This window comes from Enterovibrio baiacu (assembly GCF_004120195.1).
GTDB lineage: Bacteria > Pseudomonadota > Gammaproteobacteria > Enterobacterales > Vibrionaceae > Enterovibrio > Enterovibrio baiacui.
In genome coordinates this window covers 31,123-49,948 of sequence record NZ_SCHN01000018.1, presented here as the reverse complement: position 1 = coordinate 49,948, position 18,826 = coordinate 31,123, and the positions used below count along the sequence as shown (strand labels likewise).

General features: G+C 50.0%; 18 protein-coding genes. 14 read left to right on the top strand and 4 right to left on the bottom strand.

All coding sequences use genetic code 11. The features are described from left to right. Positions 1-25: 25 nt before the first annotated feature. A complete protein-coding gene (rlmD, locus tag EQP46_RS18795) occupies positions 26-1,342 on the bottom strand; it encodes a 23S rRNA (uracil(1939)-C(5))-methyltransferase RlmD (RefSeq protein ID WP_129495109.1) in 1,317 nt (438 codons plus the stop codon). 195 nt (positions 1,343-1,537) lie between these two features. Between rlmD and barA the strand changes: the two genes are divergently transcribed. Continuing rightward, positions 1,538-4,279: a two-component sensor histidine kinase BarA gene (gene barA, locus EQP46_RS18790; protein WP_129495108.1), complete on the top strand. Its 2,742-nt coding sequence runs from the start codon at positions 1,538-1,540 to the stop codon at positions 4,277-4,279. 82 nt (positions 4,280-4,361) lie between these two features. Here barA and EQP46_RS18785 read toward each other — a convergent pair whose 3' ends face one another. The 3 genes from EQP46_RS18785 to EQP46_RS18775 form a co-directional block, all read right to left on the bottom strand. Then, positions 4,362-5,600, bottom strand: coding sequence for an NAD(P)/FAD-dependent oxidoreductase (locus EQP46_RS18785; protein WP_129495107.1), 1,239 nt, complete (start codon positions 5,598-5,600; stop codon positions 4,362-4,364). Positions 5,601-5,673: 73 nt separating this feature from the next. Next, entirely contained in the window at positions 5,674-6,741 is a 1,068-nt protein-coding gene (locus EQP46_RS18780) for a methyltransferase (RefSeq protein WP_129495106.1), read from the bottom strand. Positions 6,742-6,766: 25 nt separating this feature from the next. After that, positions 6,767-7,162, bottom strand: coding sequence for a hypothetical protein (locus EQP46_RS18775; protein ID WP_129495105.1), 396 nt, complete (start codon positions 7,160-7,162; stop codon positions 6,767-6,769). 56 nt (positions 7,163-7,218) lie between these two features. Between EQP46_RS18775 and EQP46_RS18770 the strand changes: the two genes are divergently transcribed. From EQP46_RS18770 to EQP46_RS18710, 13 genes are read left to right on the top strand one after another with little or no spacing between them, the layout of a single operon-like run. After that, positions 7,219-8,046, top strand: coding sequence for a beta-ketoacyl synthase chain length factor (locus tag EQP46_RS18770; protein ID WP_129495104.1), 828 nt, complete (start codon positions 7,219-7,221; stop codon positions 8,044-8,046). Further along, positions 8,043-8,834: a lysophospholipid acyltransferase family protein gene (locus EQP46_RS18765; protein WP_129495103.1), complete on the top strand. Its 792-nt coding sequence runs from the start codon at positions 8,043-8,045 to the stop codon at positions 8,832-8,834. The genes EQP46_RS18770 and EQP46_RS18765 overlap by 4 nt, the downstream gene beginning before the upstream one ends. Before the next feature lie 10 nt (positions 8,835-8,844). Then, the gene (locus EQP46_RS18760; protein WP_181163560.1) at positions 8,845-9,102 is read left to right on the top strand and encodes a phosphopantetheine-binding protein; all 258 of its coding nucleotides are present in this window, start codon (positions 8,845-8,847) and stop codon (positions 9,100-9,102) included. A gap of 7 nt (positions 9,103-9,109) precedes the next feature. Then, complete coding sequence (locus EQP46_RS18755; RefSeq protein ID WP_028022969.1) at positions 9,110-9,370, top strand: acyl carrier protein; 261 nt, start codon at positions 9,110-9,112, stop codon at positions 9,368-9,370. Beyond that, positions 9,367-9,921: a COG4648 family protein gene (locus EQP46_RS18750; RefSeq protein WP_129495102.1), complete on the top strand. Its 555-nt coding sequence runs from the start codon at positions 9,367-9,369 to the stop codon at positions 9,919-9,921. The genes EQP46_RS18755 and EQP46_RS18750 overlap by 4 nt, the downstream gene beginning before the upstream one ends. Continuing rightward, positions 9,921-11,297: an AMP-binding protein gene (locus EQP46_RS18745; protein ID WP_129495101.1), complete on the top strand. Its 1,377-nt coding sequence runs from the start codon at positions 9,921-9,923 to the stop codon at positions 11,295-11,297. Before EQP46_RS18750 ends, EQP46_RS18745 begins: the two co-directional genes overlap by 1 nt. Before the next feature lie 10 nt (positions 11,298-11,307). Continuing rightward, positions 11,308-11,658, top strand: coding sequence for an ApeI family dehydratase (locus EQP46_RS18740; protein ID WP_129495100.1), 351 nt, complete (start codon positions 11,308-11,310; stop codon positions 11,656-11,658). Positions 11,659-11,672: 14 nt separating this feature from the next. Then, a complete protein-coding gene (locus tag EQP46_RS18735) occupies positions 11,673-13,358 on the top strand; it encodes a glycosyltransferase family 2 protein (protein ID WP_129495099.1) in 1,686 nt (561 codons plus the stop codon). Continuing rightward, a complete protein-coding gene (locus tag EQP46_RS18730; RefSeq protein ID WP_129495098.1) occupies positions 13,351-14,895 on the top strand; it encodes an HAL/PAL/TAL family ammonia-lyase in 1,545 nt (514 codons plus the stop codon). The genes EQP46_RS18735 and EQP46_RS18730 overlap by 8 nt, the downstream gene beginning before the upstream one ends. 1 nt (position 14,896) lies before the next feature. After that, positions 14,897-15,325, top strand: coding sequence for an acyl-CoA thioesterase (locus EQP46_RS18725; RefSeq protein WP_129495097.1), 429 nt, complete (start codon positions 14,897-14,899; stop codon positions 15,323-15,325). Continuing rightward, complete coding sequence (locus tag EQP46_RS18720; RefSeq protein ID WP_129495096.1) at positions 15,315-15,932, top strand: outer membrane lipoprotein carrier protein LolA; 618 nt, start codon at positions 15,315-15,317, stop codon at positions 15,930-15,932. Before EQP46_RS18725 ends, EQP46_RS18720 begins: the two co-directional genes overlap by 11 nt. Beyond that, complete coding sequence (locus EQP46_RS18715) at positions 15,916-18,222, top strand: MMPL family transporter (RefSeq protein WP_240671769.1); 2,307 nt, start codon at positions 15,916-15,918, stop codon at positions 18,220-18,222. Before EQP46_RS18720 ends, EQP46_RS18715 begins: the two co-directional genes overlap by 17 nt. Next, positions 18,219-18,821 (top strand): DUF3261 domain-containing protein, encoded by a 603-nt coding sequence (locus tag EQP46_RS18710; RefSeq protein ID WP_129495095.1) that lies wholly within the window; start codon positions 18,219-18,221, stop codon positions 18,819-18,821. Before EQP46_RS18715 ends, EQP46_RS18710 begins: the two co-directional genes overlap by 4 nt. Positions 18,822-18,826 lie beyond the last annotated feature (5 nt).

The following is an 18,826-nucleotide window of genomic DNA, read 5'->3' as shown; positions in this document are numbered from 1 at the left end:
TTCATGGTTGCCGGTGTCGAGCGGTTTAGGCTTTGACGAATAACGCCATCGACTCTAAATGCCCGGTGTGTGGGAACATGTCCAACATGCCCAACCTAGCCAACTTATATCCATTTTCGAGCAACACTTGGCTGTCTCTTGCCAGCGTCGCTGGATTGCAAGACACATAGACCACTCGCTCAGCGCGTGATTGTGCCACATATGGCATAACCCCTAAAGCGCCAGCACGTGCTGGATCGAGTAAAATTTTGCTGTAACGCTGCTTACCCCACGCGGTGTCCTTGGCATCTAGCTCAAGGTTGGCGTGATAGAACTCAGCATTTGTCAGCGCATTGCGCTGTGCGTTGTCACTCGCGCGTTGCACCATGGCATCCACGCCTTCAATACCCACAACAGAAGCCGCGTGTTTCGCCATCGGCAAACTGAAGTTGCCAAGGCCGCAGAACAAATCCAGAACCTTGTCTGTGGGCTCAAGCGCCAACCATTCTAGTGATTGCGCAATCATCTGCTCATTGATGTTCGCGTTCACTTGAATGAAGTCTTGAGGTTCAAACGACAGCGTCAGATCGTCCAAGCCGTATGCAGGCATTTCACCGCGCAAACGCTGGGTTTCGTCATCACCTTGCTGAAGGTAGAAGGTCAGCGCATGTTCATCTGCGAAGGATTGAAGGCGAGATACGTCTTCGTCGTGCAAATGCTTCACCGCACGCACTAAAAGAACGCGCTCCACGTTTGCATCCACCAGCTCAATGTGACCGATAATGCGGCGGCCACGCAATGCGTTGATGACGTCATACAGCGGCGGAAGCAGCGCATCTAATTTTGCGTCCAACACAGGGCAGTGCTTAACCGTCACAATGTCTTTTGCGCTACGCTGACGAAAGCCCATTTCAAGCTCGCCAGATTTGCTGACTTTTACGCTTAAACGCGCACGACGGCGATAGCCTTCACCACGGGAGATGACTGGGGCATCTTGCACCAATTCTGCCGAAGCGAACTTCTTCATCAGTTGCGACAAGGTATCTTGCTTGGCCGCAATCTGTGCATCGTGGTCAAGGTGTTGCAGGTTGCAACCACCGCACTGGCGATACAGTTTGCAGAAAGGGGCGACACGTTTTGCGCTCGGCGATACCACTTTAATCAGCTTGGCACGGGCAAATTGACGTTTGTCTTCGGTCAATTGCGCCAACACCTCTTCTCCCGGTAATGCACCCGCGATAAAGACCGGCTTCTTGCCTTCGAAGGCAACGCCATCGCCTTGGTGATCGAGACGCTCTACCTTGAGTGATTTGTGTTTGGTATCGAGAGATTTTTTCTTCTCTGGCTTAAAAAAACGCGCCATGTATGTGTTCCAACTTCGTCAAATCAGCCCAAAAGGTATGAGGCTGACAGCAGTGATTCGTGTATTGGCGACCAGACAGTTGTGATAACCTGCTGAATTATCGCCGACAGCTTTGGCATAGACTTCTACCAAGGGGTTAGAATATAACTCAGGTACGTCTAAAAATGACGTCAATTCTCCCACAGAACAAGCAGCATGACCAAATACGGACTTCGCGCCAGAGTAATAACCCTCACGATTGCACCGACCCTGATTGTCGGTGTGTTGCTAAGTGCGATTTTCATTTCAAATCGCTACCAAGAACTTGAGAATCAACTCAGCGTCACCGGTCAGGCCATTATTGAGCCTTTGGCCATCGCCAGTGAAATCGGCCTTGCCAATGAGAGCCGCGAAAACGTGCGCCGGTTAATTGGCCACACCCACAAGCAACACAGCAAATACGTGCGCAGTATTGCGGTGTTTTCAGGGCAAAATGATCTCTTCGTGACGTCGAATTATCACCGAAACCTTGATTCTCTCGCCGTGCCGCGAGACTTACCGATCCCAAACCAACTTCAAGTGGTTCGCCTTCAAGATAGCCTGTTACTTCGCGCCCCAATCCGCGCCATAGGGCGCTTCAATACCAATCTTGATAACGAGCAACCCATTGGTTACATCGCCATGGAGATGGATCTCTCCACCGTGCGATTGCAACAATACCAAGAAGTCATTTCAGTCTGTGTCGTGCTACTGCTCGGCATCATCCTTTCGAGCTTCTTCGCTTATCGCTTGCTGATGGATGTCACTCATCCCATCACCCAAATGGTAAATATGATCGACCGCATCCGTCGTGGGCATCTCGATGTTCGGATTGAAGGCAAATTATTGGGTGAGCTGGATACCTTGAAGAACGGTATCAACGCCATGGCGATCTCCTTGTCTGAATACCATTTGGAAATGCAGCAAAGCATCGATCAAGCAACATCCGATCTTCGTGAGACGCTCGAACAGCTCGAGATTCAAAACGTCGAGCTCGATATTGCGAAGAAAAATGCGCAGGAAGCCGCGCGAGTGAAGTCGGAATTTTTGGCGAACATGTCCCATGAACTTCGTACGCCGCTCAATGGGGTCATCGGCTTTACGCGCCAAATGTTGAAAACCCAACTCAGCAGCAGTCAGCAAGATTACCTACTAACCATTGAGAAATCGGCGAATAACTTGCTGACCATCATCAATGACATCCTCGACTTTTCTAAGCTCGAAGCAGGCAAATTGCTGCTGGAAAACATTCCGTTCGATTTTGAAGACTCACTCGATGAAGTGATGCGCCTTCTCGCGCCAATGGCTCATGAGAAAGGCTTGGAACTGAACCTTCGCATTGACCCACGCATCCCTCCAGGTGTGATTGGTGATCCACTGCGCATCCAGCAAGTGCTGACGAACCTTATCGGTAACGCCACCAAATTCACCGAACGCGGCCACATCAATGTCAGCGTGGAGTTGAAACAGAACCGTGACGAAAACCTTGAGCTTCAGTTTGTTATCCGCGACACCGGCATCGGCATTTCTGAACGCCAACAAGCTCAGTTATTCCAAGCATTTCGTCAGGCTGATACCAGCATCAGCCGCCGCTATGGCGGCACAGGCCTTGGCCTTGTCATCACGCAGAAGCTAGTACAGCAAATGGGTGGCGACATCGGCTTCAATAGCCGATTGCATCAGGGCTCAACCTTCTGGTTTACGCTGTCGCTGATGCATACCGATCTGCCATTGATTCAGCCAATTGATAGCACCGCCCTTCAAGGCAAATCGCTGCTGTTGATTGAACCGGACGGCGAAAGCCGACATGTGTTGAGTGAACGATTGACCCAGCTTGGTCTGGTCGTGCATAGCTATCCGAAACGACCTGACACCTTCGAGCGTACCACCTTCGCGCTTTACTGCATTGACGCTAACGATGTGCCCGAGCCGGAACAGTTGCTCGATTGGGCAAGCAACGCTGACGACGTGGCAGAGAAAGTGATTTTCTGTTTGCCAACGACAGAACTGGCGCTATCAGAGCAGCTTCTGCAATCAGGTGTCGCCGCCTGTTTGGCGAAACCGCTGTCGGTACGCAAGTTAATAGAGCAGCTCCAAGGGCCCGTTCAAGAACTCAAACTGCTGCCACCTGTCACCGAAGTGCATTTGAGCAAAACGCCCGTGACTGTGATGGCCGTGGATGATAACCCTGCCAACCTCAAGTTGATCACAGCCTTGCTCAAGGAACGCGTTGCCCATGTCGTTACCGCATCGGACGGCACGACGGCGTTAGAAAAAGCCAAAGAGCGCCACTTCGATTTGATCTTGATGGACATTCAAATGCCAGAAATGGATGGTGTGACAGCAAGTCAGGAAATTCGTAAAACACCGCTCAATCAATACACCCCGATAGTGGCTGTGACAGCGCATGCAATGTCGGGCGAACGTGAGCGATTAATTTCTGAAGGCATGGATGACTACCTCACCAAGCCGATTGAAGAGCACATTCTTGAGCAAGTGCTGCACCAATGGACGCACACACACGCCGACGCGTTTCAGCCCACCACGCCGCTGATAGCGTCGAACAATGGCAACATGTCGCTGAGCGTCGATTGGTCTCTCGCCATGAAACAAGCGGCGGGTAAAGAAGCCTTAGCCAAGGAAATGCTGCACATGTTGGTGCGTTCATTCTCTGCGGTGGAAGACATTGTTCAGCGCAGTTTGAACGGCGAAGTGATTGATTTACTGCCGGTGATCCACAAGCTTCACGGCAGCTGTGCATACAGCGGTGTGCCTAAGTTGAAAAAGCTTTGTTTTGATTTAGAAAGCGCGCTCAAAGCCAATGCTTCCATCGAAGATGTGGAGCCTGAACTGCTTGAGCTGATGGATGAGCTGGACAACATTCGCCAACAAGCTGAGCCTTATTTAGAAAACAGCTAAGGCTATCAATCTTAGCGATTAACGTCAGAACAACGCCCATTAAAAAAGCCACTGGAAACAGTGGCTTTTTGTTTTGTACTTCTCACTCTGCCGCACATATCTCGGCAAGTGCACTCAATCGTCGCTCAGGATTTTTCACGTAAGGGTTATCGGTGTCCCATGCGTACCCTGCCAATATCGAGCAGATCATTTGTTTAATTTTCGGATCAGGCGACGGGTAGAAAATCACATCTTGCAGCGTGCCTTTGTACCAACCTTCGACGTAGCAGCGGAAAGTATCAACACCTTTCAGCAAGGGTTCTGCGTATTCTGACTGCCAATCCACTGACTCACCGTTTAATTGGCGCAAAAGCGTCGCAACAGACAGTTCAGCAGATTTCATGGCGATGGTTACACCTGAGGAGAATACAGGATCAAGGAACTCACCCGCATTGCCAAGCAATGCAAACTGCTTTGTCGCCAAGGTAGACACATTCGCGGAGTAGCCACCAATGGTGCCAGACGGGTTCGGATAATCAGCCTTGCTCAGCAACGCGCTTAAACGCGGCTCTTCAGAAGCAAGTTCAGCCAACGCTTCTAAGTGATTATCAGGATAACGGTCAAAGAACTCAGGCTCACCCACAACGCCGAACGAACAGGAACCGTTGCTGAACGGGATCAACCAATACCACACATCTTTTGATGTCGGATGGACTGAAATAAGGATTTTATCGCGGTCGTATTCATCATCTTCAATGTTGTCGATGATGTGAGTAAAGATGGCTTTGCGTGGCGGCAAGCAAGACGGCGATTCCAAATCGAGCAATCGTGGCAGCACACGCCCAAAACCACTCGCATCAAGGATAAACTTGGCTTCAACGTGATATTCCAACCCGTGCTCGTCTTTAACGCATAGAACCGGAGAATCCGAAGACAGGTCAACGGAGAGAATCTCGTGCTGGTAACGAATTTCCACGCCTTGGCGCTCCGCTTCGTCAGCAAGCACTTTATCAAACTGCGCACGTTGCACTTGGTACGTCGTGCCCTCGCCGAGCGAAAATTTGTCGGTGAAATCAAAGGCGGTGTACTGTCCTTGCCAGTTAAACGCCGCCCCATTTTTAAATTGGAAACCGGCGCTATTCACCGCATCGAGCATGTTGGCCGCTTTAAGCGATTCCATACAGGCAGGGAGAAGGCTCTCCCCAATAGAGAATCGAGGAAAGGTCGCTTTTTCTAACACCAGCACCTTCACGCCTTGTTGGTGCAATAACGCAGCGGCGATAGAACCAGAAGGCCCCGCACCAATAATGACCACCTCTGTGGATTCACGGCTCAACGACATCTCTCCTTAATAAAAACCATGCTCAATAACACCAACGCGCAAGCCGTTAAACACGGCTTGCCGACACACCTTTTTAGCGTGCTTTTAATTCTAATAGGGTGTGACCCAAACCGATATTGTCCGTTTGCTCCACCACGTCAAACCCCGCTTCCTCCACAATTTGAAGGAATTCATTGCAGCGATAAAAACGGCTGTTGCCGTTCGCCAGACACGTAAAATATAGCGAGGTCGCATTCAAACTGTACGACGCCGCTTCATATTTTTGCGCATCCCAAAACAGCTCAAGAATATACACCACTGCGTCCGGCGCCATCGCTTGCCTAACGCGACGGAGAATACTGAGAATTTCCATCGGTGAAAAGCAATCAAGGAACTGGCTCATCCACCACACGTCTGCGCCCTGCGGCAGTGCCAAAGACGCGTTCAACGCATCAAATGGATGACCATGAATTCGGCCTTCAAACCCTTGCTGTTTGGCGTTTTCTAGCGCCATATCGATTTGCTTCGGCAAATCAATGATGGTGACGTCAACGTTGTCATCATGGTGACAACACTGCATTGCCCATTTGCCCGTGTTACCGCCGATATCGAAAATCTTTTTCGGTGAGCGCGCGAACACTTTTTTAAGTAGCAATGGGAACGAGCGATCAGAGTAGAAATGATCAAACTGGAACCAGCTTTCTTTGGCCTTTTCAGGCAATTCAGATAAGCCTTCGTAAATCGTGCTCCACTCACCCAGCTCTTTCAATCCCGCAGGCTTACCTTCTTTGATGGCGTCAGTGAGATGCGCCATCGCGGCGTAACACACGTCTGCGGTGAAATCCATGTTGGCGCGCGTCATGCCATCATGCAGCACAAAGTGGCCAATCTTAGCGATGCGATATTGAGGCTCATGCCACGTCACCAACTTTGCACACAAGGCCATATCGAGCAGCACTTTCACGCCGTATTCAGACACACCTGTCACCTCAGAAAGGTGCACGGCATCCAAGCCTTCAGCGCCAGCATCATCGAGCGCTTTCAAAATACCAAGATCACGTAACGTTCTGGCGGTATGAAAAACAATCGGCGCAAAAGCTAGCTTTTGCGCCTCGGTCTTAGCATCAAATGCGCTAATGGTATCCACATCAAAAGAATTCAAATTAAAACCTACTACTTAACATCAGTTACTTTTGAGATGCAGACAACATTGAAAGCTTTTTACGAATATCTACATCTAGGTTGTTGATCCAGCGATTGTAATTACGGTGAATCTTTCCATCGCTGTATTTTAAATTGTCAGAGTCGACATAATGAATGGAATACACTTTATCGCTGTACTTCACATCAATGACGGCACTGTGTGAACGCACAAACAGTTCGCCACGAATAACACCAGGCTCAATCTCAGTCATCACCCATCCACGGTTTGACCCAGACTCAATAATGACTTGCTTCACGCTTGCAGCTGGCAGGTTGTACGCAATAGGCGCGTTTTCAACATTTCGGATCGGCTGCACGCGACCACAACCAACTAACAAGACAGACAAAGTAAGCAAAACCAGATATTTTTTAATTTTCACGACACACTCCTTGTTATTTCACAGGCGGGCTGATTACCTATACCGAAGATTACGATATGATCATGCATTACAACATTGATCGACGTGTAAGAATATTGATCAATGACATAATCAACGACGTTATAGCACCTCCCATGAGTAGTATTCAATTCAATCTGCAACGACTAAATGCACTGTCACCAGGCCTTGAAAACACTGAGGCATGGGAGAGTTGGTGTCAGCAAAATCACGCTTGGCCAGAGGACGCGCCTGCACCAAGAGCAGACGCCATTCCCGCCATGATGAAGCGTAGAATGAGTCCAATCAGCAAGTTAGCGGTGCAAGTTGCCACTGAGCTTTCTCGCGATGAGCACATCGATTTCGTTGTGTTTTCGAGCCGTCATGGTGAGCTGCAACGCACCGTCACCCTGTTGAGAGACATACAGATGGGAGAACCTGCTTCTCCTACCGCGTTCTCACAATCGGTGCACAATACCGCTGCAGGCTTGTTCACTATCGCCACCAAAACGCCCGTGCCCGCAACCTCATTGGCGGCGGGTGAAGACACCTTTCACTGCGCCCTGACGGAGGCGGCGATTTATCTCAGCGAACACCCTGAACACCGCGTTCTCGTGATCGATTTCGATGCGCCTATCCCTGAACCTTACGATGCGTTTGAACAGCAAGCATTCCAACCCTATGCGTTGGGTTTGTTACTCACAAAAGGGGATGAGATCCGTATCGAGCGACATCCAATGAACGGCGTTAACGGTGGTGATACCCAAGAAAAAGCCTTGCCACAAGGGCTTGCCTTCTATGCGCACTGGCTTCAGAGCAACACCCGTTTTGACATTGAAAGCACTCGCCAATCTTGGCGCTGGCACATCAAGCAGGTAGAAAAATGATCACAGCCGTCAGCAAAGGATGGCGTGTTATTGCTACCGGTTTTTGCTTCAGCCTTTTTGGGCTGGGTGCATTGCTGCTGACCTTCCTCGTTTTTCCTTTGATGACCTTTACTGCAAAGGATCATCAAGACAGGGAGAAGCGCGTACAACGGATCATTCAAAAAACGTTTTTGCTGTTCTGTTTGATCATGAAATACACAGGTGCGATCAATTTTCGCATTACGGGTGCTGAAAAGCTGAAGGAAGACAGAAATTGCCTGATCCTCGCCAACCACCCAAGCCTGATCGATTACGTACTTATCGCATCGCAGCTACCACAATGCGATTGCTTAGTGAAATCAGCCATATGGCATAACCCTTTTATGAAGGGTATCGTCAAGGCAGCAGGCTACATCCCTAATAACAGCCCTGACGATCTTTTCTCACGTTGCAGTGAACGCCTTAGCGACGGCAACGTGTTGCTCATTTTTCCTGAAGGCACGCGCACCACACCCAATGAACGGTCTGTGTTGCAACGCGGTGCCTCACAGATTGCCGTAAGAACACAAACGGACATCCGCATCGTTCATATCACCGTCACACCCAGTTTTCTCACTAAAGAAAAGAAATGGTATCAAGTTCCAGACACGAGACCCTTTTTTCATGTGGAGGTGAAAGGTAAGATAGTCGCGAGTGAATTCACAGATTGTGATGTAGCGGAAGCGACACTTGCTCGTCGGCTGAATAAAACGCTGGCATCGGCACTATTTCCAAACACTGACAATTCCAAACATCAACACTCAACATAAGAAGGCTATGGTGAATACACTACATAACGAGCTAAAAACGTTGATCATCGAGGCATTGAACCTGGAAGATCTGACTATTGACGATATTGAAACCGATGCCCCTCTTTTCGGAGAAGGACTTGGGCTTGATTCCATTGATGCCCTAGAGCTTGGGCTAGCCATTAAAAAAGCGTACAACGTGGTACTGGATGCTGATGACAGCAACACCCGCGAGCATTTTGCTTCTGTCGCTAACTTGGCTACGTTCATCTCTGCCAACAAAGCGTAAGTAAATAATGACAGAAGTAAGCAAAACCCAAGTATTTGAACAGGTACGTGACGCTCTTGTTGAGCTGTTTGAGCTCGATCCCGCGGACATCACGCTGGAAACCCACCTGTACCAAGAACTTGATTTAGACAGTATTGATGCGGTTGATTTGGTTGTTCATCTGCAAAACCTCACAGGTAAAAAAATCAAACCTGAAGAGTTTAAATCAGTACGCACAGTACAAGACGTTGTTGATTCCGTAGTTAATCTGCTTTCTGAAGCCCAATGAGGCTACTTACCGTTTTAGCGGGCTTGCTGTTGCTCGCCTATCCGCTAGCGGTATACGCAGGACTCTCAAACTTTGGGATCGCTCCCCTCGCACTTGTGCTCGTCATCCTTTTTGGGTTTCGCATCGCTTCTGGTCATTTAGCCAATCGTGGACCATTGAAACACCTCGCTGTCGTCACTGGCGCAATCGGTATTGTGCTCGTGTCTCTCGGTTATCTGTTTCGACAACACGATTGGCTGCTGTTTTACCCGGTTGCCGTCAATAGCGTCATGCTGACAGCGTTTGCCTATAGTCTGACTCAATCTCAATCCATGATTGAACGACTCGCACGGTTGCAAGATCCCGACCTCCCACCTTCCGGTGTGCGTTATACCCGTAACGTCACCAAAGTCTGGTGTGTGTTTTTTCTGGTGAATGGCAGCATTGCTTTAGCAACCTGTTTTATGCCCCTGACATCTTGGACACTCTACAACGGCTTATTAAGCTATGTTGCGGCGGGCGTTTTGTTCGGCATTGAGTTTGTGGTCAGAAAAAGGGTTAAGACGTCCTAATGTCTCTCATTCCTCTTGCACATTTGCTGGCGTGTGAACGTCCGCATGATCACCCTGTTGCGTTCAGTGACAATCACACAGCAACGTGGGCACAGTTTCAACATGACGTGTCGTCACTTACGGCGTATTTCGACGCCAAAGAAGAAAAACGATGGGCGTTAGCATTCGATGATAGCTACCTGTTTGCGACCGCCTTCCTCGCGCTATGTCACGCAAGAAAAGACATTGTGCTTCCTGGCAATCTCCAGCCTGGTGCGCTCAATGAACTGCGCCCGCATTTCGATGCCATTGTGCATGATGCGCGCATTCAATTGCTTGCAAACACGCCTGCTGTGTCTCTTCCGTGCACAGAGCTAAACGCGCAAGCCAATCTTTCACGCCCTGCCCCTTTTGATGCCGTCACGCTGACCTTGTTTACGTCAGGGTCAAGTTCGACGCCGAAAGCCATCGTGAAACAGCTCAGTCAACTTCAAGCAGAGCTAAACCAACTAGAATTTCAATGGGGAGATACCGTGTCAAACACCCGTGTTCAAAGCACGGTGTCCCACCAGCATATTTATGGCTTGTTGTTCCGCGTGCTTTGGCCATTAAGTGCAGGCCGTGCCTTCTCATGCAGTGATTTGATTTACCCTGAACAAGTCACCGCCGCAGCGCAGTCCGATGCCACGCTGATAAGTAGCCCGGCGTTGCTAAAACGCTTAGAAGGCCAATGCAAACACAACGAATACCGCGCGGTATTTTCGTCCGGCGGCCCGCTTCCTTTTGATGCTTCAACGCACAGTGAGCAGTTACTCGGTCAACGCCCTGTCGAGGTCTATGGCAGCACAGAAACCGGCGGTATTGGCTATAGACAACAAACCCTTTCCACTCAGCCGTGGCACTTGTTTGATGACATTCGCGCCGAACTGGATGAACACGGCTGCTTGCGCTTGCTCTCTCCCTACATTGATGCCAATACGTGGTACCAAACCGCGGATCTTTGCGACCTCATCAACGACACCCAGTTCGTGCTAAAAGGCCGCGCAGATCGCGTCATAAAATTGGAAGAAAAGCGCGTCTCATTATCTGAGATAGAACAACGACTTTGCGAAAATGCGTGGATTTCAGATGCCGCTTCTTTGGTTTTGTCACTTGATGAACGTCAAGTTGTCGCCGCAGTCGTGGTATTATCCCCCGAAGGACAACAGAAGGTTGCCGACGTTGGGAAAGGAAAATTCCAGCTCGCGCTGAGACAACAACTTCGAGATTGGTTAGAGCCGATTGCGATTCCTCGCCAATTCCGATTTGTTGATGCAATACCGCAAAACAGTCAGGGAAAACGACAGCAACAGGTGATTGAGTCTTTATTTTCACCCGCATCGTCGACGAACGAGTAACAGGTAAACCATGCAAAGAAAACCCACTTTACTCAATACAACATTGGGTGAACACACCGCCACATTGACCTTAAAAGTGGACGCAAGCCTTGAAGACTTTAAAGGCCACTTTCCTGTGTTCGCACTTCTCCCTGGCGTGACCCAAATTGATCTGGCGGTGCGTTACGCGCGCGATACCCTTGGCATTGATGGCACCTTCGGCGGCATGGAAGTGATCAAATTCCAAGATCCAATTTTGCCTGATGCCACAGTAGACCTAACGCTTACATGGCATCCAGACAAAGAGAAACTGCATTTCAGCTACCAATCAGGCACCACTGCGCACTCATCAGGCCGTGTAACCCTTCGTCAGGCACAGTGAGTAATTAACGTTGTATGAGTAGTTATCGACCCTGTTTTCTGATCCCTTGCTACAACCATGGCAACACGGTACATGGTGTTGTTCAGCAGTTGATGCCCTTTGGTTTTGACGTGTTGCTGGTAGACGACGGTAGCAATGCTGATACCAAATCTGCCCTTGCCTATGCCGCCCTTTCACCGAACGTCACTTTGCTGACATTGAAAGAGAACCAAGGCAAAGGCGGTGCAGTCATCGCTGGGCTAAAAGAAGCGCAAAGACTGGGTTACTCCCATGCGATTCAAATCGATGCCGATGGTCAGCATGACACACAGGCATTGCCAGCGCTCATCCAAACCTCGAAAGACAACCCGAGCGCTTTGGTGTCCGGAAAACCCATTTATGATGCGTCCATTCCAGCCTCTCGCCGCTATGGCCGCTATATCACGCATTTCTGGGTGATGTTAGAAACCCTCTCCACGTCCGTAAAAGACACCATGTGCGGTTTTCGCGCCTATCCATTGGCCCAAACACTGGCGGTCATCGACGGTGCAGCCATTGGCACGCGCATGGACTTTGACATTGAAATCATGGTGCGCCTTTACTGGAACGACACGGACATCTTGTTTGTCGATACTCGGGTGATTTACCCAGAAAACGGTATCTCGCACTTTGATGCGTTGAAAGACAACGTGCGCATCAGCAAAATGCACAGCAAATTGTTCTTCTCGATGTTTCCTAAAATCCCGCATTTGCTCAGCAGAAAACGCCGAAAAGCCAAACATTGGTCAACGCAAAAAGAGCGTGGCACCATTCTTGGCATTAAAATCCTCTTAGGATCTTACCGCTTGTTAGGGCGTGGTTTTTTCAGCCTGCTGCTGCGCGTCGTCATGGCGTATTACTGGCTAACAGGCAAATCCGCAAAGCGTGCATCTGAGCAATATTTAGCGCGATTGAATGCCTACTGTGCTGAGCAAAACATCACATTTCCTGAAACGATGACGTCGTATAAGCACTTGTTATCCTTCGGGGAAACCATGCTCGACAAACTCGCGGCATGGCAAGGTGACTTCGACGAGAGCAATTTAACTATAAGTGGCGCGGAACATTTTCATGACTCTGTGTCGCAAGGCAAAGGCGCAGTGTTATTAGGCTCGCATCTGGGAAATATTGAACTGTGTAGAGCGTTGAGCCGCCGACACACTGGTGTGAAAATAAACGCCTTGGTGTTTACTGAACATGCAGTTCAATTTAACTCGGTAATGGAAGCTGTTAACCCAGACTCCGCCGTGAACCTGATTCAAGTAACCAACCTTGGCCCTGACACCGCGATCATGTTGCAACAAAAAATCGATCAAGGGGAATGGATCGTCATTGTTGGAGACCGGACATCAGTGACCCGTGAAGGGCGCGTTGTGATGGCCGATTTTCTTGGTCAACCTGCGCCATTTCCACAAGGTCCATTTGTGCTCGCGTCGGTATTGAAAGCCCCCGTATTTCTTCTCTTCGGCCTCAGAGCCCAAAGCGAAAGCGGTCCGCACTTCAACGTCTACTTCGAACCTTTTCATGACCCGATTGTACTGCCTCGCGGAAAGCGAGAAGAAGCACTTCAAGACGTAGTACAACAATACGCTTCGCGTTTGGAGCACTACACCCTTTTAGCACCACTCCAATGGTATAACTTTTTCAATTTCTGGCAGTTAGCGGGTAAAAATAATGAATAAGATTTCTGACAACCCTATTGTGTTTGGGGATGATCAGCTCACCATCGAGTCTGTTGTCGCCATCGCGAATGGACAACAAGCTGCATTGAACAGCTCTCCTGAATTCAGCGCGCGCATTGACCGCGGCACCAAATTCTTGGAGCGTTTGTTGAAAGAAGAAGGCGTGATTTATGGCGTCACCACGGGGTACGGGGATTCTTGTACCGTGGCGATTCCGCCTTCTCTTGTTGATGAACTACCCCTTCACCTCACCCGTTTCCACGGTTGCGGACTAGGGCAAAACCTAGACCATGTTCAAAGCCGAGCGGTATTGGCGACGCGCCTTAACTCCTTAACCCAAGGCGTATCTGGCGTGAGCATGGAATTGCTCAACCAACTCACTACATTGATCAATCACGACATCTCCCCGCGCATTCCACAAGAAGGTTCTGTGGGCGCAAGTGGCGATCTAACGCCACTTTCTTATGTTGCCGCGACCCTTATCGGCGAGCGTGAAGTGATTTACAAAGGTGAAATTCGCCCAACGGCAGACGTGTTTGCTGAACTTGGCATTAAGCCCATCAAACTTAAGCCCAAAGAAGGCTTGGCGATGATGAATGGCACATCAGTCATGACGGCACTCGCGTGTCTTGCATTCAAACGTGCAGAGTACCTGACCCAACTTTCAACGCGTATTACCGCCATGGTGTCACTGGCAATGCAAGGCAACGATTTCCACTTTGACGAAGCCTTGTTTGCGGTGAAACCTCACCCAGGTCAGCAGCAAATTGCCGCTTGGCTGCGTGATGATCTGCAAGCGGATCGTCCACCACGAAACAGCGACCGTCTGCAAGATCGTTACTCGCTACGCTGCGCCCCACACGTTATCGGTGTACTTCAAGACACCCTACCGTGGCTGCGTCAAATGATCGAAAACGAACTCAACAGTGCGAACGATAACCCGATCATTGATGGTGACAACGAGCGCGTCTTACACGGCGGACACTTCTATGGTGGCCACATTGCCATGGCCATGGACACACTGAAAACCGCCGTGGCAAACATTGCCGATCTGCTTGATCGCCAAATGGCACAGTTGATGGACTACAAGTTCAACAATGGACTGCCGTTTAACCTGACGGGCGCTGAAGGCGAGAGAAAGCCAATTAACCATGGCTTTAAAGCGGTACAAATCGGCATTTCAGCATGGACAGCGGAAGCGCTAAAAAACACCATGCCAGCCAGTGTCTTTTCGCGCTCAACTGAATGTCATAACCAAGATAAGGTCAGCATGGGCACCATCGCCTCGCGCGATTGTCTTCGTGTGTTGGAATTGACAGAGCAAGTCACCGCTGCAAGTTTGCTTGCAGCGACACAGGCGCTTGAAATTCGTATTCGCAAAGGCGAACTCAACATGAATCACTTGAGCCCTGCACTTCGTCAAATGATGAAAGACGTGCAGAGCGATTTTGACTTTGTGGTTGAAGACCGCCCGTTGGAGCAGGATTTACGTCGCTTTATCGATCGTATCCAGCATCAAGGATGGGAGCTTTACTAGTATGCCAGAAGCCACGTTACAGGCTGAGGTTACTCTAAGGACGGCGTTTCAGGACGCCGATCCTATGGGTGTGATCTACCACGGAAACTATTTCCGCTTTTTCGAAGAAGCCCGTCGCGCCATGATGGAACAGCTCGATTATGGCTACATGGCAATGAAAGAGTCTGGGTATATGTGGCCCATCATTGATGCGGCCGTTCGCTATGTACAGCCCATCAAGTTTGACCAATCCATCATCGTCACGGCCAAGCTCACCGAATGGGAAAATCGCCTTCGCACCGATTACGTGATTTACGATGCTGTTACGCGAAAACGTCTCACTAAAGGCCACACCATTCAAGTGGCCGTCAGCATCGACACAGAAGAGATGTGCTTTGTCTCTCCGACCGTTTTTACCCAAAAACTCGAGGCGTACCTGAGTGCTCAATAAATACCGCCGTTGGTTATCTGCGTTATTGCTGTTTGTGTGTGCCTTTCCCGCACATGCATTGACCCTATCTGACCTACAAACACGCCTTTCGGCTCATGACATCACGCGTGGCGACTTTACCCAAACGCGTCATCTCGCCATGTTAGACATGCCATTGGTGTCACAAGGTGCCTTCCTGTTAAGCCAGCACCATGGTCTGCTATGGCAACAAACAACGCCTTTTCCATTGTCCTTGGTGCTGACGGGAACAACCCTCACCCAACGCATTCCCGGGCAAGCGGACAATATCGTCAATGCGGATGACAATCCGATGGTGTTCTATTTCAGCCGTTTGTTTTTGTCTTTGTTCCAAGGTGATACAGACGCACTGGCAGCACAGTTTGATTTGCAGCTAACGGGCTCCACAGAAAAGTGGAAATTGGTACTAACCCCAAAACAACCGCCGCTGTCTCAGGTATTTAAAGAAATCACGCTTCAAGGCGCAGAGCATATCGACATACTTACCTTGCACGAAGTCAGAGGCGATCACTCAGACATTCGCTTTACCAATGTGACCTTCGAACCCACAAACCTGACAGAAGAAGAACACAGTGAATTTGGTGACTAAAGCAACGGGTTGGTTGCTTGTTCTTGCTTTGCTTTTCGCTACCGCACTTTGGCGCCAGCCTAGTGACTTGCCGATGTTGGACACTGATGTCCTCAATCTTCTGCCTAAAAACCAACAAGACCCATTAGCACAAAAGGCGTTTCAACAAGCCGCGGAGAACATTGAAGATCAGGTTGTTATTCTTGTCGGACATGCCTCGCCAAACATTGCCATTGATGCCACGAAAGCACTGGCTTCTCAGCTAACACAACTTCCGTTGTTTGATAGCGTCAAAGCAGACATTTCTGACGATGAACAAACCGCGTGGGGCACTGTCTTTGCGCCTGTGAAAGCGCAACTGCTGACAACAGAACAACGCCAAAGGCTTGCTGACAATCCCTCAGCACAAACTGCGCATGTCATTCAATCCATCTATAACCCCTTTTCAGGCGTCACCGGGGCAGAGCTCGCGCACGATCCTTTTTTATTGTTCCGCGATTTCTTATTACACCTCGGTGCGCAAAACAGCCGTTTTACGTTAAAAGACAATGTGCTCACCACCCAGTTTGAAGGCAAGACTTACACCTTGATGCGTGCAAGCCTGTCAGGCAGTGCCTACAGTTTGCCAATGCAAGAACAGCTTGCGGATTTATATCAGGCAGAAGCGCAGCTAAAAACGCAGTACGGTGTGGACGTTCTGCATACTGGCGCTGTGTTTTACGCGGCCTTTGGCGCAGAGAGTGCTCGATCAGAAATCAGCACCATTGGTATCGGTTCCATGGTGGGCATTTTGCTTTTGGTGTTGTTTGTGTATCGCAGCTTGTTGCCCGTTAACCTTGCGCTGCTTTCCATTGGCTCTGGGGTTATCACCGCCTTTTCCGTCAGCTTGCTCGTCTTTGGGCAAATTCACTTGTTCAGCCTGGTCATTGGTGCCAGTTTGATCGGTGTTTCTATTGATTATTCTTTCCATTTCTTAACCGAAAGAATGGCAATGGGCGACAAGTGGAACGCCAAAGCAGGTTGGCGCGCGGTTGCCGTTCCAATCACCTTTGGCCTTGCCTCAACGTTGATTGCCTACCTGAGTATGTTTGCCGCGCCTTTCCCCGGCCTTCAACAACTTGCCGTCTTCTCAGCTGCGGGCCTCATCGGTGCTTATCTCAGCGTGATGTGCTGGTACCCTTTACTTGCCGCAAAGCCGGCGAAAAAAAGAACGCTCCCTTGGCAAAACACCGCGGCGAGGTGTCTCGCACCTTGGCAAAACGCTTCATGGCAGCGAGGCATCATGTGCATTGCACTCGGTATTGGCGCGCTGGGCTTAGGGTATGCCGATTACGATGACAACATTCAGCAGTTGCAGTCACTGCCTCCCTCGTTGAAACAACAAGAACAACGGATTCAAGACATTGCCGGCCTTGGAAGCAGCCAACCTATGTTGCTGGTGCGAGGCGACAGTGAACAGGCCGTGCTCACGTCACTCGACCGTCTCACGCCATCCCTTAATGCGCTCAAGGCCTTTGGAGACATCCGTGGGTACCAAACCCTCTCGGACTATGTGCCACCGCTGTCTGTACAAAAAGATAATTATCAACGTGTTGAAGCGCTTTATGCCTCACAAGGTGAGAAACTGGCGCAACAACTCGGCTTGGCAAAGATACCGACTCTTGAGCAAACGTTTACCCCGTTCACCTTGCGTGATTTTTTGCAGTCACCGAGCGGTCACGAGTTTCAGCCGCTTTGGCTCGGGGACATTGACGATCAGTTTGCTGCGCTCGTGCTGCTTCAAGATGTGTCTTCGCCAGCCAACGTAAAGGCATCAATCGCCCATCATCCCCATATCACTTGGCTGAACAAAGCGGAGGAGGTGTCGCGTCTGTTTGGCGATTATCGTCACCGTATCAGCGTACTTATTGGGTTGTCGTGCATCGTCATTCTTATCGTGCTTAGCCTTCGTTTTGGCGTGAAAAGCGCGTGCCGTATCCTTATCGCCCCCGTGTTGGCGGCAGGCGTTGGCTTGGCCGCAGGTGCATTGAGCAGCGTGCCGATGAACTTGTTTAATTTGCTGGCGTTGTTCCTCGTGATGGGCATAGGCATTGATTACGCCCTTTTCTTTGCCGAACAGAAAGACAGTCGCCGCGCGTGGGTAGCAAACACTCTGGCTGCGCTGACGACCTTGCTCGCATTCGGACTCCTTTCTCTTAGCAACACAGAGGCGATCCATAGCTTTGGCATTACGGTGCTCGTTGGCATCAGTGCGGCTTGGCTCCTATCCCCCATCGCGATTCGCACCAGCGATAAGGTTAACGCCAAATGATCAAACGATTTGCGCTACTCATTACCTTGGCCATGAGCCTTATGGGCTGTTCCACGCTTTTCAGCACGCCTGACGCTAACAACCGCGTTGAACTGGCCGAAGGGGTATCTGTCACCCTACCCACCCCGGCAGAATTTGGCGGCAGCGTGAGTGTTAGCCAGCTCATTAACGCAGATTGGGAAGGCGAGACACATACGCTTCCTGTACATTTAGAAATTACCCCTGAGCGTGTGGTGCTGGTCGGGTTTTCGGCATGGGGAACCCGCCTGATTACCGCCACGTATGAGAATGGTCAACTCGAAGAAGATGCGCTTGCAGGCCTCGGCATTGTTTTGCCAGACAGCCGACAAATATTGATGAATTTGATGATTACACTCTGGCCAGTTGAAGCATGGGCACCGCATCTCAAGCCCATCGGCTGGGCGCTAATCGAACAAGATAAGCATCGCATCTTACGTGATACGAGCGGCGAAACCGTGGTTGAAATACAGTATGATGAGCCCTTCAAATTGGGGACGGTGCCAGCCTTCATCCAATATGAACACAAAAAACAACATTATCGCATTACGATTAAAACCCTGAGCCCGAACGGACGCTAATTTCA

Coding starts and splice junctions, on each gene's coding strand:
- rlmD (WP_129495109.1), bottom strand. CDS start 1,342: ATGGCGCGTTTTTTTAAGCCAGAGAAGAAAAAATCTCTCGATACCAAA.
- barA (WP_129495108.1), top strand. CDS start 1,538: ATGACCAAATACGGACTTCGCGCCAGAGTAATAACCCTCACGATTGCA.
- EQP46_RS18785 (WP_129495107.1), bottom strand. CDS start 5,600: ATGTCGTTGAGCCGTGAATCCACAGAGGTGGTCATTATTGGTGCGGGG.
- EQP46_RS18770 (WP_129495104.1), top strand. CDS start 7,219: ATGATCATGCATTACAACATTGATCGACGTGTAAGAATATTGATCAAT.
- EQP46_RS18765 (WP_129495103.1), top strand. CDS start 8,043: ATGATCACAGCCGTCAGCAAAGGATGGCGTGTTATTGCTACCGGTTTT.
- EQP46_RS18755 (WP_028022969.1), top strand. CDS start 9,110: ATGACAGAAGTAAGCAAAACCCAAGTATTTGAACAGGTACGTGACGCT.
- EQP46_RS18750 (WP_129495102.1), top strand. CDS start 9,367: ATGAGGCTACTTACCGTTTTAGCGGGCTTGCTGTTGCTCGCCTATCCG.
- EQP46_RS18745 (WP_129495101.1), top strand. CDS start 9,921: ATGTCTCTCATTCCTCTTGCACATTTGCTGGCGTGTGAACGTCCGCAT.
- EQP46_RS18740 (WP_129495100.1), top strand. CDS start 11,308: ATGCAAAGAAAACCCACTTTACTCAATACAACATTGGGTGAACACACC.
- EQP46_RS18735 (WP_129495099.1), top strand. CDS start 11,673: ATGAGTAGTTATCGACCCTGTTTTCTGATCCCTTGCTACAACCATGGC.
- EQP46_RS18730 (WP_129495098.1), top strand. CDS start 13,351: ATGAATAAGATTTCTGACAACCCTATTGTGTTTGGGGATGATCAGCTC.
- EQP46_RS18725 (WP_129495097.1), top strand. CDS start 14,897: ATGCCAGAAGCCACGTTACAGGCTGAGGTTACTCTAAGGACGGCGTTT.
- EQP46_RS18710 (WP_129495095.1), top strand. CDS start 18,219: ATGATCAAACGATTTGCGCTACTCATTACCTTGGCCATGAGCCTTATG.